11 protein-coding genes are annotated in these 16,211 nt (G+C 57.1%); 7 read left to right on the top strand and 4 right to left on the bottom strand.

Translation table 11 applies throughout. From position 1 onward, the window contains the following. Nucleotides 1-86: 86 nt before the first annotated feature. Together ampD and ampE are read left to right on the top strand one after the other, a co-directional pair. Nucleotides 87-650, top strand: a complete 564-nt coding sequence (gene ampD / locus ACZRJQ_RS03985) for a 1,6-anhydro-N-acetylmuramyl-L-alanine amidase AmpD (protein ID WP_463977121.1) — start codon at nucleotides 87-89, stop codon at nucleotides 648-650. Further along, a complete protein-coding gene (gene ampE / locus ACZRJQ_RS03980; RefSeq protein WP_463977120.1) occupies nucleotides 647-1,483 on the top strand; it encodes a regulatory signaling modulator protein AmpE in 837 nt (278 codons plus the stop codon). The genes ampD and ampE overlap by 4 nt, the downstream gene beginning before the upstream one ends. A 143-nt stretch (nucleotides 1,484-1,626) precedes the next feature. On the opposite strand, the gene ACZRJQ_RS03975 is transcribed toward ampE, so the two are convergent. After that, the gene (locus ACZRJQ_RS03975) at nucleotides 1,627-2,421 is read right to left on the bottom strand and encodes a TatD family hydrolase (protein WP_463977119.1); all 795 of its coding nucleotides are present in this window, start codon (nucleotides 2,419-2,421) and stop codon (nucleotides 1,627-1,629) included. Between the two features lie 2 nt (nucleotides 2,422-2,423). After that, on the bottom strand, nucleotides 2,424-3,419 hold the full coding sequence (gene cra, locus ACZRJQ_RS03970) for a catabolite repressor/activator (RefSeq protein ID WP_463977118.1): 996 nt from the start codon (nucleotides 3,417-3,419) through the stop codon (nucleotides 2,424-2,426). Nucleotides 3,420-3,757: 338 nt separating this feature from the next. On the opposite strand from cra, the gene ptsP reads away from it, so the two are divergent. From ptsP to ACZRJQ_RS03955, 3 genes are read left to right on the top strand one after another with little or no spacing between them, the layout of a single operon-like run. Further along, the gene (gene ptsP, locus ACZRJQ_RS03965) at nucleotides 3,758-6,622 is read left to right on the top strand and encodes a phosphoenolpyruvate--protein phosphotransferase (RefSeq protein WP_463977117.1); all 2,865 of its coding nucleotides are present in this window, start codon (nucleotides 3,758-3,760) and stop codon (nucleotides 6,620-6,622) included. After that, entirely contained in the window at nucleotides 6,622-7,566 is a 945-nt protein-coding gene (gene pfkB / locus ACZRJQ_RS03960) for a 1-phosphofructokinase (protein ID WP_463977116.1), read from the top strand. Before ptsP ends, pfkB begins: the two co-directional genes overlap by 1 nt. Before the next feature lie 11 nt (nucleotides 7,567-7,577). Further along, nucleotides 7,578-9,314: a PTS fructose-like transporter subunit IIB gene (locus ACZRJQ_RS03955; RefSeq protein WP_463977115.1), complete on the top strand. Its 1,737-nt coding sequence runs from the start codon at nucleotides 7,578-7,580 to the stop codon at nucleotides 9,312-9,314. 139 nt (nucleotides 9,315-9,453) lie between these two features. Here ACZRJQ_RS03955 and ACZRJQ_RS03950 read toward each other — a convergent pair whose 3' ends face one another. Both ACZRJQ_RS03950 and ACZRJQ_RS03945 read right to left on the bottom strand, forming a co-directional pair. Then, nucleotides 9,454-11,988, bottom strand: a complete 2,535-nt coding sequence (locus tag ACZRJQ_RS03950) for a PepSY domain-containing protein (protein ID WP_463977114.1) — start codon at nucleotides 11,986-11,988, stop codon at nucleotides 9,454-9,456. A 151-nt stretch (nucleotides 11,989-12,139) separates the two neighbouring features. Then, nucleotides 12,140-14,446: a TonB-dependent receptor gene (locus ACZRJQ_RS03945; protein ID WP_463977113.1), complete on the bottom strand. Its 2,307-nt coding sequence runs from the start codon at nucleotides 14,444-14,446 to the stop codon at nucleotides 12,140-12,142. Nucleotides 14,447-14,662: 216 nt separating this feature from the next. Between ACZRJQ_RS03945 and ACZRJQ_RS03940 the strand changes: the two genes are divergently transcribed. Together ACZRJQ_RS03940 and ACZRJQ_RS03935 are read left to right on the top strand one after the other, a co-directional pair. Beyond that, the gene (locus ACZRJQ_RS03940; RefSeq protein WP_463977112.1) at nucleotides 14,663-15,343 is read left to right on the top strand and encodes a Fe2+-dependent dioxygenase; all 681 of its coding nucleotides are present in this window, start codon (nucleotides 14,663-14,665) and stop codon (nucleotides 15,341-15,343) included. 60 nt (nucleotides 15,344-15,403) lie between these two features. Continuing rightward, nucleotides 15,404-16,108 (top strand): tetratricopeptide repeat protein, encoded by a 705-nt coding sequence (locus ACZRJQ_RS03935; protein ID WP_463977347.1) that lies wholly within the window; start codon nucleotides 15,404-15,406, stop codon nucleotides 16,106-16,108. Nucleotides 16,109-16,211 lie beyond the last annotated feature (103 nt).

The following is a 16,211-nucleotide window of genomic DNA, read 5'->3' as shown; positions in this document are numbered from 1 at the left end:
CTCGCCTGCTTGACACAGAGTGCTGCCCATCGGTGGACACTCGCGGCATACTGCGCCTTTGGTTTTTGTCGGTTGAAGGAGCCTGTATGCAGTTGGACCCCGTGAGCGGTTGGTGCGAAGGCGTGTGCCATTGCCCGTCGCCCAACTTCAATGAGCGCCCGAGTGGCGAAATCTCTTTGTTGGTGATTCACAACATCAGCTTGCCGCCGGGGCAATTCGCTACGGGTAAGGTTCAGGCGTTTTTCCAGAACCGCCTGGACGTCACAGAACATCCCTACTTTGAAGGAATAAGTGCATTACGCGTCTCTGCGCACTTTCTGATTGAGCGTGACGGTCAGATCACGCAGTTTGTCTCGTGCCTTGATCGTGCATGGCATGCAGGTGTTTCGAGCTTTGAAGGCCGTGAAGCGTGCAATGACTTTTCGTTGGGGATCGAACTTGAAGGCACTGACGACTTGCCGTTCAGCGACGCTCAATATCAGGCGCTGACTACCTTGACCCTGCAATTACAGGCGGCTTACCCCGCGATCACCGCTCACAGAATATGTGGCCATAGCGACGTGGCACCGGGTCGCAAAACAGACCCCGGGCCAGCGTTTGATTGGATGCGCTTTCGCAGCGCGTTGCGGCACACAGGAGAAATGCAATGAGTTTTGTGGTGTTACTGCTGGCGATCCTGATCGAGAAGTTTTCGGCTCTGCGTCAGCGCCTGCAACGCGACGGTGGCTGGTTACGTGAGCTGCACAAATTAGAAGCCAGCCCCAAACTGGCCAACAGACCCTGGTGGGTGTTGATCCTCTTGGTCGTGCTGCCTGTGGCGGTGTTGGCCTTGTTACTGGTTGTGCTGCAACCTGTGGCTTACGGTTTGATCGCTTTGCCTGTGCACCTAATAGTGGTGGTGTATAGCTTGGGACGCGGCGACTTGCTGGCCGACCTTGGGCCGTTTCGCGATGCTTGGCGCCGAGGCGATCTTCAAGCAGCTGCGCATGTTGCACAGCGCGACCTCAGTGTGTGTGCTGACAGTGGCGAACAACTGCTGGAGAACGTGCAGGGCCACATGCTATGGCAGGCTTACCAAAGTTTTTTTGCCGTGATTTTTTGGTACTTCCTGCTCGGGCCAGTGGCGGCTTTGAGCTATCGCTTGCTGGCGTTAGCCGCCGAACAGAGTAAAAACCCTGAGTTGGCCGAACGTGCCCAACAGTTGCGCCACGCGTTTGACTGGCTGCCGGTACGGCTGTTGGCTGCAAGTTTTGCACTGGTCGGCAACTTCGGTGCTGTGAGCAAAGTCATGCTGCATGAGTTACTGAATTGGGAAGTGAGCGCGGCTCAACTGATCGACAAGGCGGGGTGTGCGGCGGCTGAAATCCCGGCGCCACAAGTCGGCCCTGAGGGTGTGACCAGTCTCGACACGCTGTGGGCGATGCTGCTGCGCGCCGCAATGCTCTGGTATGCCGGCTTTGCAGTGTGGACATTGATGCTGTAGCCAGCGCCCTAGTCACTCTTGAAAACCCTCCACGCTTGAGCTGTCGAAGGCCGCGAGCTTTTGATTTTTAAAAGATCGCAGCCTTCGGCAGCTCCGGCTGAACAGTTTTCAACGTCGCAAGCGATATATATACGGCCCTTTTTCTAAGCAGGTTTGCGTTCAGCCCAGCCAAATAACTCGCAGGCATTGGTTGTGCTGGCGGCAGCCAACTGTTGCGCACTGATGCCCATGATGTTGGCCAACGCCTGACAAATAGCGGGTAAATGCTCAGGGCTGTTGCGCTGATTGGGAAACATGGCGGGCGCCATGTCAGGTGAATCGGTTTCTAGCACGATGGATTGCAGCGGCAAGTCGGCAATCACTTTGTGCAGGCGCAACGCCTGCGGCCAAGTGACAGCGCCGCCAAGGCCGAGTTTGAACCCCAGTTTTATGTACTCGCGGGCCTCTTCACGGCTCCCAGCAAATGCGTGAATGATCCCGCCGCGCTGTAGCCGAAAACGTTTGAGTGTCGCAATGACCTGCGCATGGCTACGTCGTACATGCAGTAACGCAGGCAGTTGAGCGTCTGCTGCCAACGCTAACTGGGCTTCAAACAGCTGTTGCTGCTGGTGGCGATCAAGCTCAGGCAAAAAGTAATCCAGGCCAATTTCACCCACAGCGCACACTTGCGGATGCCCCGCCAGACGACTCAGCCAATCGCCGAGTTCGGTCAGGTGTTCGGCTCGATGTTCGTTGAGGTACACCGGGTGTAAACCAAAAGCGGCATACAACTGGCAGTCGGTTTGCACCAAATCCCACAGCCGCTGCCAGTTGCGCTGATAGACGCCTAACACCACCATTTGATCGACACCCATCGCTCGACTGCGGGCCAGTAATGGCTCGCGGTCGGAGTCGAAGTCCGGGAAGTCGAGGTGGGTGTGGGTATCAATCAGTTGCATGCTCAGGCCTGATGAATACGCTGCTTAAAGTTGCGGGCAATGGCTTGAATACCCGGCACGTAGTGCTTTTCTTCAATCGCCGCCAGCGCTAACTGCAACGCTTTTTCAGCAATTAACTGATGTTGCTGGCCCATCGCGTTGACTGGCAGTGGCAAAAAGTCCAACAACTGCGTGTCACCAAAGGTGGCCAGACGCAAAGGCGGCTGCTGGTTTGGATGCTCCAGCAACGCATCGAACATGCCTTGCAGTAGCACGTAAGAAGTTGTCACCAACGCCTCAGGAAAATGCCCTAAACGGGCCAGCAAATCATCAATCAGTTGTCGGCCACATGCACGGCTAAAAGCGGCGCCGTGTTCAATCAGCACCTCACCTTCAAAGCCTTCCAGTGCTTGGGAAAAACCTGCGGCACGCGCCTGACTGACGCTCAGCTCCGGGCGTGCGCCGATCAATGCGATTTGCCGTGGTACGGGCTGCAACAGGCTGCGGGTCAGGTTAAAGCTGGCCTCGCAGTCATCGCTGATTACCGAGCAAAAACGTGTTGGGTCCATTGTTCGGTCAATCGCAATGATGGGCATGCCCGAGTCTTGCAACTGGCAGTAGCTGTCATCGTCGGCCGGCAAGCAACTGGCCACAAACAAAGCATCACAACGGCGAGCACGAAACAGCTTGAGCAGTTGCAGCTCGCTGTCTGGCGCGTCGTCAGAGCTGGCGATCAGTAATTGATAGCCGCGAGCGCGAGCACCTTGCTCCAGCTGTTTGGCGATGCGCGCATAACTTGGGTTTTCGAGATCTGGGAGGATAAACCCCAGCGTGCGCGTATGCCGGCTACGCAACCCGGCAGCTTGCGGGTTGGGTGTAAAGCCATGTTCCTCGACCACAGCACGAACACGTTCGACTGTTGTGCTGCTGATGCGCTGTTGCTCGGCCTTGCCATTGATGACATAGCTGGCGGTTGTCACGGACACACCTGCCAAACGAGCGATATCACTGAGCTTCACGCCGATAATTCCTTATTTTTTGTAGTACATGTCGACATTCTGGCCAATCCTAACCGATAAAGGCAGCCGACCAACGTATGCCTTCGTACTACTGTATTTTTTTACCGCTGCAACAGACTGACGTCGATCAATGCGACAGGTTGGGCTTCAAGCGCGGGCAATTATGCAGTAACGTGCCGTACATTCGTGATTAAACGTTTCAGCAGGCGTATTTATGGCCGTTTGCCCCAGGGTGATGTGTTTGCCACACATCCACTTATACAGTCTGGGGTGCGCGGCCTAAGCTGAATCATTCAAAACAATACCTGGTGCCCTGACGCATCGAAAAAGGAGTACGCATGCTTGAGCTCACCCTGGAGCAGATTTCCATGGGCCAAACGGCTGTGGATAAGTCTGCGGCGTTGCAGTTGCTCGCCGATAAGTTAGTTGCTGATGGATTGGTGGCTGAAGGTTATCTGGACGGCTTGCGAGCGCGGGAAGCTCAAGGCTCAACCTTTTTAGGGCAAGGTATTGCCATCCCCCACGGTACGCCTGAGACCCGCGACCTGGTATTTGCCACCGGCGTGCGGCTGTTGCAGTTCCCTGACGGGGTGGATTGGGGTGATGGCCAAATGGTTTATCTGGCCATTGGCATTGCGGCCAAGTCCGACGAGCACTTGCGCTTGCTGCAACTGCTGACGCGTGCGTTGGGTGAAACCGATCTGGGCGAAGCCCTGCGTCGCGCCAGTTCTGCCGAAGTCTTACTTAAGTTGTTGCAAGGTGCGCCGCAAGAGCTGGCGCTGGACGCACAGATGATCGGCCTTGGCGTGTCCGCCGATGATTTTGAAGAGCTGGTATGGCGTGGTGCGCGCTTGTTGCGTCAGGCCGACTGCGTGAGCAATGGCTTTGCGGCCGTGTTGCAGCAAGTCGAAGCGTTGCCGCTGGGCGATGGCCTGTGGTGGTTGCACAGCGAACAGACAGTCAAACGCCCGGGTTTGGCCTTCGTCACACCAGACAAACCGATTCGCTATTTGGGTCAGCCTCTCAGTGGCTTGTTCTGTCTGGCCAGTATGGGCGAGGCCCATCAAGCGTTGTTGGAGCGTTTGTGTGCGTTGTTAATTGAAGGGCGCGGCCATGAACTGGGGCGCGCAACCAGTCGGCGCGCTGTGCTTGAAGTGTTGGGTGGCGAACTGCCTGCCGACTGGCCCAGTGCGCGCATCACTCTGGCTAATGCCCACGGTTTGCATGCGCGGCCTGCGAAAGTGTTGGCTCAATTGGCCAAAAGCTTTGAGGGCGAACTTCGCGTACGTATCGTTGATGGTCAAGAGTCATCCGCGGTGTCTGCCAAAAGCCTGAGCAAACTGCTGAGCCTGGGTGCGCGTCGTGGCCAAGTGCTGGAGTTTGTTGCTGAGCCGAGCATTGCCAACGACGCATTGCCTGCATTACTGGCGGCTGTTGAGTCGGGTTTAGGTGAGGAGGTTGAGCCACTGCCGACTCAGGCCGAAGCAGCGCCAGCCGTTGCCGATATCGCCACGCTCATCACCGCGCCGGCCGCTGGCAGTGTGCTGCAAGCCATCGCCGCTGCGCCGGGCATCGCTGTTGGCCCGGCGCATATTCAAGTGCCGCAAACGTTCGACTTCCCGCTGCGCGGCGAATCGCCACCCATTGAGCGCGGGCGTCTGCAACACGCATTGGCCGAGGTTCGCCAAGATATTGAAGGCTTGATCCAGCGCAGTCAGGCCAAAGCCATACGCGAAATCTTTATCACCCATCAGGAAATGCTCGACGACCCGGAATTGACGGATGAAGTCCAGGCACGACTCAAGCAAGGCGAAAGCGCTGAAGCCGCCTGGATGGCCGTGATTGATGCGGCGGCGCGTCAGCAGGAGTCCTTGCAAGATGCGCTGCTGGCCGAGCGTGCGGCAGATTTACGCGACATCGGTCGTCGTGTGCTGGCGCAGTTGTGTGGGGTTCAAACCCTGGCTGAGCCTGACCAGCCCTATGTGTTGGTGATGGACGAAGTAGGCCCGTCCGATGTGGCGCGCCTCGACCCGGCACGAGTTGCTGGCATTTTGACTGCGCATGGTGGAGCGACAGCGCACAGCGCCATCGTCGCCCGTGCGTTGGGCATTCCCGCCTTGGTGGGCGCTGGCGAAGCGGTGCTGCTGCTGGCGCCGGGCACTGAGTTGTTAATTGATGGCTTGCGCGGTCGTTTGCATGTTTCCCCCGATGCCGATGCGCTACAGCGTGCCACGCAAGAGCGTGATAGCCGCGAGCAGCGCTTGCTGGCGGCAGCGGCTCAACGCCATGAACCGGCGGTGACCCGTGACGGGCACGCGGTAGAGGTGTTTGCCAATATCGGTGAAAGCAAAGGTGTGGCCAGCGCAGTCGAGCAAGGCGCCGAAGGCATTGGCTTGCTGCGCACCGAACTGATTTTCATGGCGCACACGCAAGTACCTGATGAGGCCACGCAAGAAGCCGAGTATCGCCGTGTGCTGGATGGCCTAGAGGGGCGACCTTTAGTGGTGCGCACGCTGGATGTGGGCGGGGATAAACCGCTGCCTTATTGGCCGATTGAGAAAGAAGAAAACCCGTTTCTTGGCGTGCGTGGGATTCGTCTCACATTGCAACGCCCGCAGGTGATGGAGAGCCAGTTGCGTGCCTTGTTGCGCTCGGCGGATAACCGCCCGCTGCGCATCATGTTTCCGATGGTTGGCAGCTTGGCCGAATGGCGGGCCGCGCGTGACATGACAGAACGCTTACGACTGGAGACCCCTGTCGCTGACTTGCAGCTAGGCATCATGATCGAAGTGCCTTCGGCGGCCTTGCTGGCACCGGTTTTGGCCAAGGAAGTGGACTTTTTCAGCATCGGCACCAACGACTTGACCCAGTACACCTTGGCTATTGATCGCGGCCACCCGACGTTGTCGGCTCAGGCTGATGGCTTGCACCCGGCGGTGTTGCAGTTGATCGACATCACCGTGCGTGCGGCCCATGCCAATGGCAAGTGGGTAGGGGTGTGCGGCGAACTCGCTGCTGACCCGCTGGCTGTGCCGATACTGGTTGGGCTGGGTGTGGATGAATTGAGTGTTTCGGCGCGCAGCATCCCCGAGGTCAAGGCGCGTATTCGCGAGCTGAACATGGCCCAGCTCACCCTGTTGGCGGCTCAGGCGCTGAGAGCCGGTAGCCCTGACGAAGTTCGTGCATCGGTGGAGGCACTTTAATGGCGACGATTCTTACAGTGACCTTGAACCCTGCGCTGGACTTGACCGTGCGCTTGGCCCAGTTAGCGCCGGGCGAGGTCAATCGCAGTCAGGCAATGCTGACTCATGCCGCAGGTAAAGGTGTAAACGTCGCCCAAGTGCTGGCTGACCTGGGCCACAAAGTTACGGTCAGTGGCTTTTTGGGCGAAGACAATCAGCAAGCGTTTAATGCCTTGTTCGCCCGCTGTGGCTTTGCCGATGCGTTTATCCGCGTGCCCGGCGAAACCCGCAGCAACATAAAACTGGCTGAAGACGATGGCCGTGTTACAGACGTTAACGGGCCGGGCCTGCTGGTCAATGAGTTGGCGCAGCAGGCGTTACTCGACAAGCTCGATCAAATCGCTGCCCGTCATGACGCGGTCGTGGTCGCCGGCAGCTTGCCTCAAGGCGTGAGCCCGGAGTGGTTTCGCGAGTTGCTGCTACGGCTTAAGGCGCTCGGCTTAAAAGTGATTTTGGACACCAGCGGCGAGGCCTTGAAGCAAGGCATAAGCACCGGCCCGTGGCTGATCAAACCCAATACCGAAGAACTCAGTGATGCGCTGGGCTGCGACATCAGCAGTGTTGAGACACAAGCTGCAGCGGCCACTCAACTTCAGGCCAAGGGCATCACCCATGTGGTGGTTTCCCACGGGGCGCAAGGGGTGAACTGGTTCAGTCGCGGTATGGCAACGTTGCAAGCCGTGCCGCCCAACGTTCGCGTGGCCAGCACCGTGGGCGCGGGCGACTCGCTGTTGGCGGGCATGCTGCATGGTTTGCTCAGCGGCCAGGCCCCGGAGCAAACCTTGCGCACGGCCACAGCGATTGCAGCGATGGCGGTCACCCAGATCGGTTTTGGTATCAGCGATGCGACGCAACTGGCGACGCTCGAAAGCGCCGTTAACGTGCGCGCCCTGACAAAAGAATAAGAGGGATTCACATGAAATTAGCCATTGTGACGGGCTGCCCCAACGGCATGGTGACCAGTGTGCTGTGCGCCCGCTTGCTCGATGCCGCAGCGCAGCGTCAGGGCTGGAGCACCAGCGTTGAAGTGCATGACCCCAAACACCCTGAACGTCAGTTATCAGCACAGACCATTGATGAAGCTGAATGGGTGCTGATCGTCAGCAGCACGCCATTGGACATGCAGCGTTTTATAGGCAAACGCGTGTTTCAAAGTACCCCGGCGCAAGCGCTGCAAGACGTTGAGGCCGTGTTGCGTCGAGGGGTTGAAGAGGCTCAGGTTTATGTTGAGCCCAGCGTTTCGACAACCACCGAAAGCCCGCAACACACACCTAAAATTGTTGCCGTCACTGCTTGCCCAACCGGTGTTGCTCATACTTTTATGGCAGCCGAAGCCTTGCAGCAAGCGGCCAAGCGTTTGGGCTACGAGTTTGAGGTCGAAACCCAAGGCTCGGTAGGGGCGCGTAACCCGTTGAGCGCGCAAGCCATCAGCGACGCCGATGTAGTGGTGTTGGCAGCTGATATTGAAGTGCCCACCGAGCGTTTTGCAGGTAAGAAAATTTACCGTTGTGGCACAGGAATCGCCCTCAAGCAGGCCGAAGCCACGCTGAAAAAGGCGTTGAGCGAAGGTCGACAAGAAACCGCATCGACGGGCGCCTCAGCCCCAGCCAAACAAGAGAAGGCCGGGGTGTACAAACACCTGCTGACAGGCGTGTCCTTCATGCTGCCGATGGTCGTGGCGGGCGGCTTGCTGATTGCGTTGTCGTTTGTGTTTGGCATCACCGCTTACAAAGAGCCCGGCACACTGGCTGCGGCCTTGATGCAAATCGGTGGCGATGCCGCTTTCAAGCTGATGGTTCCACTGCTGGCGGGTTACATTGCCTATTCAATTGCTGACCGTCCGGGCCTTGCGCCGGGGATGATTGGCGGCCTGCTGGCGAGTACCTTGGGCGCAGGCTTTATCGGCGGAATAATCGCTGGCTTCATTGCCGGTTACTGCGCCAAGGCAATCAATCGCTATGCACGTTTGCCGCAAAGCCTTGAAGCCCTCAAGCCGATTTTGATCATCCCGTTATTCGCCAGTCTGTTCACTGGGCTGGTGATGATTTACGTGGTTGGCAAACCTGTGGCGGGCATGCTCGAAGGCCTGACGCACTTTCTCGACAGCATGGGCACCACCAACGCGATTCTGCTGGGCGTGTTGCTGGGAGGCATGATGTGCGTTGACTTGGGTGGGCCGATCAACAAGGCCGCTTATGCGTTTTCGGTCGGCTTATTGGCATCGCAGAGCTACGCTCCGATGGCTGCGACCATGGCCGCAGGCATGGTGCCCCCGATTGGTTTGGGCATCGCCACCTTCATAGCTCGACGCAAATTTGCTCAGACCGAGCGTGAGGCCGGTAAAGCAGCGTTGGTATTGGGGCTGTGTTTTATCTCCGAAGGGGCCATTCCGTTTGCTGCCAAGGACCCACTACGCGTGATCCCGGCCAGCGTGGTTGGCGGTGCGCTGACCGGTGCACTGTCGATGTACTTTGGTTGCAAGCTCATGGCGCCCCACGGTGGCCTGTTTGTGATGCTGATACCCAATGCCATTAATCATGCGCTGCTGTATTTACTGGCAATTGTGGCGGGTAGCGTGCTGACGGCCGTGGTGTACGCCATCATCAAACGTCCGGAGCCAGCAGAAATGGCATTGGAAACTGCCAAGGCATAAAACCAATCAAAGCTCGCAACCTTCGGCAGTTGCTACAAAGGCCGGGTTTGCCGAAGATCCTGCACCACCTGCCGCCGTCGTAAAACAGGCGGCAGGTGTTTGGTTGGCACTAGGCGCTGTTTTTTCCAGGCGCGGTAGGTCAGTACACGTCCCGGCGATAACGACCCTGCTCGATTAACATCTCCAGTGCATCTGCACCCAAGATGTCGATCAGTGCCTGATCCACGCCTGCCGCCATACCTTGCAGGCTGCCGCAGATATAAATAGCGGCCCCGTCTTGTAGCCAGCGCTGCAGTTCGTCGGCGGACTCACGCAAGCGATCTTGCACATAGATTTTCTGTGCTTGGTCACGAGAGAACGCTAGATCCAGTCGCGCCAGGTCACCGCTGGCCAGCCAACCTTGCAGCTCATCGCGACAATAGAAGTCATGCTCGGCATTGCGCTCGCCAAAGAACAACCAGTTGCGCTGTTGGCCTTGGGCAATGCGCGCCTTGAGTAAGCTACGCAGCCCGGCCAAGCCTGTGCCATTGCCCAGCAGAATCAGTGGGCAAGCTTCGGCTGGCAAATGGAAGCCGCTGTTACGACGCAAGCGCAAGCTGATCGTCGTGCCTACCGCCGCATGTTCGGTCAGCCAGCCCGAGCCAATGCCCAGGCTGCCATCAGGGTGACGTTCCTGGCGCACAATCAATTGCAGCAGGCCGTCTTGCGGGAGTGAGGCGATGGAGTATTCGCGCATGTTCAGCGGGATCAATGCATCCACCAATGCCTGGGCGTGCAGGCCCACCAAATGCCCGCGATTTTCGGGCAATTGGCGGTTGGCCAGTGCTTGGGCCAAGGTTTCTGTGAGACCGTCCAATTGCACGGGGCTGCTTGCCTCAAGGCCAAGACCGTCGAGCAAGTGCTCAACCGCCCACTCACACTGGCGTGGCATCACCTCAACCAAATCCCCGGCCTGCCACGTGTAGCTGGCGTCCGGCGCGCTGAGCCCCAGCATGTAAACGCTGGACCCACGGCTGCCGGGGTTGAGCAGTTCGCGCTGCTCAAGCGTCCAGTTGTTGTAGCTGGGCGCTTTCCAGTTGGCACTGGGTGCGCCGCCTGTGAGCTGGCTGAGTTGCTGCTGCCAGTGATGCAGCGCCTCGGGGTCGCCGCTGTCTACTTGCACGGGTGCAAAGAGCGATTGCGCCCCGCGTTCGCTTAGCCATTGCTGCACCCGCGTGGCAAAGCCGCAAAAATGCGGGTATTGACGATCGCCCAGCGCCAGCACCGAATACTTGAGCGTGCTCAAACCCAGCGGCTGCCCAAGCACCTTACGTTCAAAGCCTCGGGCGCTGTCGGGTGCTTCGCCGTCACCAAAAGTACTGACCACAAACAACGCGTTGCTCGACTGCTGTAAATCCTCTTCGCTGACATTGGCCAGCGGCTCGACCCGTACCGGCAAACCTGCTGCTTGCAGTTGCCCGGCGGTTTGCCAAGCCAGTTGCTCAGCAAAGCCACTTTGGCTGGCGAAGCCGATGAGCCATGAAGGTGCATTCTTGTTAACGGCGGTAAAGCCCTGACGTGCTTGTTTGATCTGACGCTTTTTGCGACGACGATCCAGATACAGCAGCCAGCCGGTAATAAAGAACAACGGCATGGTCAGGCTGGCGATGGTGACCAAAATACGTCCCGGCAAGCCCCAGTAGCTGCCCACGTGCAACGCATAAATGCTGGACAGCAATTGGGCTTTGTAGGTTTTGTCGTCGTAGCGCTCATGTTTTTTGACCGCACCGGTGGCCGGGTCGAGCACGATTTGGTTGAAGGCGCGCTCATGGGGTGAGTCTTTGAGCAGGTAAAACACCGTCGCCGGCTGCCCGGCTACAGGTGGCATACGCACATTGTAGGTGCTCAATTGCGGGCCGGCCGCCTGTTGGATGCTGGCCCAAATGGCATCGTAATCGGCTATGGGTGCTGGCCCCGCAGGCCCGGGCTTGCCGCGACCCCCTTGGCGTTGTTCGCTGTGTGGGGCATCCGAGAAAAGTTTTTGCAGGCCTTTGTTGTACCACTCGTAGGACCACGACAACCCGGTCAGTGCCGCCAGCAGATAAAAGATCATGCACCAGGTGCCCGCCACTGCATGCAGATCCCAATTAAAGCTGCGACCTTTTTTCGCCCAATCCAGCGTGAGCCAAACGCGCCAGTTCAAAGGCTTGCGCGGCCAGCGCAAATACAGACCCGAGAGGCAGAAGAACACCAGCATCAAGGTGCAGGCCCCGGTGATCTGGCGACCGGTTTGGCCAATGGCCAGAAAACGGTGCAGTTGCAGCATCAGATCAAAGAAGCCCTGACCGGTGGCGTCTCCCAACGAATGACCGGTGTAAGGGTCCACATAGCGCAGCTCACCGCGGCGTTGGCCGGGCGGCGGGGTCAAGAAAATACGCGCTGCGCTATCACTGTCTACGCCCACCCACAGCATAGAGACGGGCTTGCCTTCAGTCGCCTCAACCTTGCGCACCAACTCAGCGGGCGCCAGCACACCACTGTCGAGTTTTTGTACCTTGAGCACCGAAGGGTTGAGCAAGTTCAGCAGTTCGTCCTGAAAGGACACTGTGGCGCCAGTAATGCCCATCAGGGCCAGGATCAATCCGGCAGTAATCCCGAAAAACCAGTGCAGTTGAAACAGTGTTTTCTTAAACACAACGACCGCCTTGCTTGCTCAATTGAATTCATCACGGCGCAGTATGCCGTGTAGGTTTACGCCCCGCAGGGCTGAGGGCATTAGCCCTTGGTCTTACACACAAAAGCCCCGGCCATTGCATGGGCGGGGCTTTGTGTCGTTCAACGTCTGATTAGAAGTGGAAGCTGGTGGTCAACAAGGCAGTACGGCCCGCCGCTTGGTTAGCGAAGTGCGTCGAGAAGGCTTTGTCGTAGTAGGTTTTGTCCGTCAGGTTTTGCACGTTCAGTTGCAGGTCGACGTTTTTGGTCAGCTTGTAGCTGGCCATCGCGTCATAGCGGGTGTAGGACGGAACGTAGGTCGAGTTAGCGACGTTGCCGAACACTTCATCCACATAGAACGCACCACCACCGATAGTGAGTTTTGGTGTGATGGCGTAAGTCGTCCACAAGCTGGCGCTGTTGCGCGGAGTGTTAGGTAGCTTGTTGCCGTCGGTGGCTTTGTTCATTGGGCCGCCGTCTTGTTGCTTGCCGTCCAGATAGCTATAACCCGCAAACACCTGCCATTGCTCGGTGATTTTTCCGGAGGCCGACAGTTCGATACCGTCAACACGGGTTTTACCGGCGTTTTCATACGAGTCAGAGTCAACTTGTACGCGGGTGTTCTCTTTTTCGGTACGGAAGATCGCAGCCGTCAGAGACAGTCGGTCATTGAGCAGATCCCACTTGGTACCGATTTCGTAGTTCGTGGTTTCTTCTGGTTCCAGGTCGCTGGAAAGAAGATTCCCCCCGCGATCTGGCGTACCTGGCAAGGTATTGGTTTCATTGCCTTCACCGATCATCGAACCCGGTGGCGTTGCAGATGTGGCATACGAAACGTAGATGCTACCGTTAGGTGCAAGTTTCCAGACCAGGCCGAGTTGGCCACTAAAGAAATCGCTGGTGTCACTACCCTTGTAGGTTGTGGCGCCTGCTGCGGTGTACGACTTGTACTTGGTCTCAAAGTGGTCATAACGCAGCCCCATGTTCAGCAGCCACTCAGGTGAAAGTTCCAGAGTGTCCATCGCATAAATAGCGCGGGTGGTGCTTGAGGTGTCAGTGCCCGCGTAGTTACGCGAGATGGCGCCGTTCCAAGGGTCGTTCGGGTTCGGGTTGCCCAGAGATGTGCAGTTCCAGTCGCTCGGAGCGCCAATCATGCCAGGTGTACAGTTGGTGTCTGATTTGCCGCCCGGTATGGTGTCTGTATTGACGGTATAAGACGATTTATCGCTGGTCTCACGGCTCAGTTCGATACCTGTAGAGAAGCTGTTCTTGAAGCCGGCAATGTAAACGTCGCCAAACAAGTCTGTCTGGTTGGTGGTGGTTGCAGTGTTGCCCACTCGGCTGTTAGCCCGACGCCATACGCTGCCGTTGTTCACGTTGGCTTTACTGTCATCCGGCTGGGTCAGGATGTAGTCCTGCATGCTGTTGCCGTGACGCAAAGTGTTCTTGATAGTCAGGTTGTCGTTAAAGTCGTGCTCGAACGCAAAGGTCGTGATATCCGTGCGTGTTTTGCGGAAATCACGATTTTTCAGGCCATAGAAGTTGCTGCTGTCACCGCCATCATTCGGTTTGTCCGGGCTGGCGGCAGTGTGTGTTTTACCAACGGAGTAACCATACGGAATGCCCGAGTCCGGCAGATCGTTACTTTCCATGTGGTAGTAATCGAGGTTGACGCGGGTGTCAGTGCCTAATCCGAACGCTATCGAAGGTGCGATGCCCCAGCGGTCGTAGTTCACGCTGTCACGACCAGCGACGTTGCTTTCATGGCTCATCAGGTTCAAACGACCCGCCACGGTGTCACTGAACTGGTAGTTGCCATCCAGTGTGTAGCGTTGGGTTTGATCCGAGCCCCAGGTGTAACCGGCATCGAATGAGTTACCCAAATGAGCTTTTTTGCTCACAAGATTGATGGTGCCGCCCGCTGCGCCACGCCCGCCAATTGCGGAGTTTGGACCTTTGGCAACTTCAATCGACTCAACGGCAAATATCTCGCGGCTTTGTGCGCCAGTGTCACGCACGCCATCAAGGAAGGTGTCGCCTTGGGCGTCAAAACCACGAATAAACGGGCGATCGCCTTGTGGGTTACCGCCTTCACCTGCGCCGAAGGTCACGCCTGGAACAGTGCGCAATGCGTCTTGCAACGAAGTGGCTGCGGTGTCTTTGATCAGTTGCTGCGGGACCACAGTGATCGAGCGCGGGGTGTCGATCAGTGGAGCTGTGTATTTAGAGGAGCTGGCTTTCTCAGTCTGGTAAGACTGTTCAGTTTGCTCCCCCGAGACGGTTGTCGCGCCGAGAGAAATACTGTTGCTCTGCGTTTTACCTTCAGTGCTTTCAGCAGCCTGTGCCATGTGTGCGGCAGAGGTGGCAGTGATTGCTACGCCGATGGCCGAAGCCAGTAAACGCGGTGAGCTGACGGGTATTTTTAATTGTTGGCGCGACATTTGAAGATCCCTTCCCCCAGAATTTGAGCCGCGAAATATAGTGCAAACAATTCCTTCTATCAATTGAGAGGAATTACTATTAGCGCAAAATTTACATTCTTTACAGTTTCGCTTTACGGTTTTTTCACACTCGTTCGTCTACAGAATCGATCAGGGTTTTACACGAACAATAAGAATCAATACCATTGCCATCCCTTTGCTATCAGGTATCGCGTCATGCTGTTGCATATTCCCGGCTTGTTTACCCGTGAAGAAGTACTGCGCATTCGCGAGGCGCTGGAGCAAACGACGTGGGCCGACGGCAAAATCACGGCCGGGTATCAGTCGGCCAAAGCCAAGCACAACCTGCAATTGCCTGAAGGCCATCCACTGGCCAAAGAAATTGGGGCTGCGATGATTGATCGGCTGTGGCAAAACCCGCAGTTCATGTCGGCCGCCTTGCCGCATAAAGTCTTCCCGCCGTTGGTTAACTGCTACACCGGGGGCGGCAGCTTTGACTTTCATATCGACAACGCCGTTCGCCAGCCCAAGGGCAGCCCTGAACGTGTGCGCACAGACTTATCGGCGACGCTGTTTTTCAGCGACCCTGAAGACTATGACGGCGGCGAGCTGGTGATTCAGGACACCTACGGAACACAGCAGGTCAAGTTCCCGGCGGGCGACATGGTGCTGTACCCCGGCACCAGTTTGCACAAGGTCAATGCCGTCACTCGCGGTGCGCGCTTTGCATCCTTTTTCTGGACCCAAAGCCTGGTGCGTGAAGACAGCCAGCGTACGTTGCTGTTTGAAATGGACGGCGCGATTCAGCAACTGACACGCGATGTGCCCGATCACCCGGCGTTGATTCAACTGACAGGTACGTATCACAACCTGTTGCGTCGCTGGGTAGAGGTGTAAGCCGTGAGCTTGTTTCAATTGCGACGCCAGGAAGTGCTCGATGGTGAGCAACTCAAAGCCATGCTGGCCGAAAACCCGGCGCGGGCGGCGCAGGCCATCTTGATGGCGGCTAAAGAAGGCATCGTCGAAGGGCAAGCGCTGCTGGGGCAGATTTTGCTCGACGGGCAGGGCATTGAACGCGACCCGATGCTGGCCAAACGGTGGTTTCAAATTGCGGCCAATGCCGGCCATTTGATGGCCCGCAATATGCTCGGCCGTTGCTGGGAACATGGCTGGGGCGGGGCGGTAGATGTCACTTTAGCGGCGCTAGAGTATCGGCAGGCAGCAGAATCCGGGCTGGACTGGGCGATGTACAACTACGCGAACCTGTTGGCGACTGGCCGTGGCGTTGCTGAGGATCAGGTCACGGCTTTGGCGTTGTACCGCCAAGCGGCTGAGCTAGGGCACGCCAAGTCAATGAACCTGCTGGGGCGTTATCTGGAGCAAGGTCAGTACTGTGAGAAAAATCTGACCGAGGCTCATCATTGGTATGCATGCTCAGCCCGAGGCGCAGACTTTCGCGGACAATTCAGCCACGCGTCCATACTGCTTGAGCAAGGAGACGTTGCAGGTGCCTTGGAATGGTTCAGACGTGCAATGGAAGGCGGTAACTTAAAGTTTCTGCAAGTAGGTCGCGATACGTTGCGTCGTGCTTCGAATGTTGAAGTAAGACACATGGGCGAGACTTACCAGCGACGTATTGAAGCATTGAAGATGAGCGTATAAGTCACTTGGATTGATCAGTTTCTATATTTCCTACATTTTAATGTGCGGGCATCCTGCTCATTAAGTACTGCACATAATGTTTAAAGTATTAAATTATTGATTG

This window comes from Pseudomonas sp. E315 (assembly GCF_055406205.1).
The sequence above is the reverse complement of the archived record's forward strand: the minus strand, read 5'-3'. Positions and strand labels throughout refer to the sequence as shown.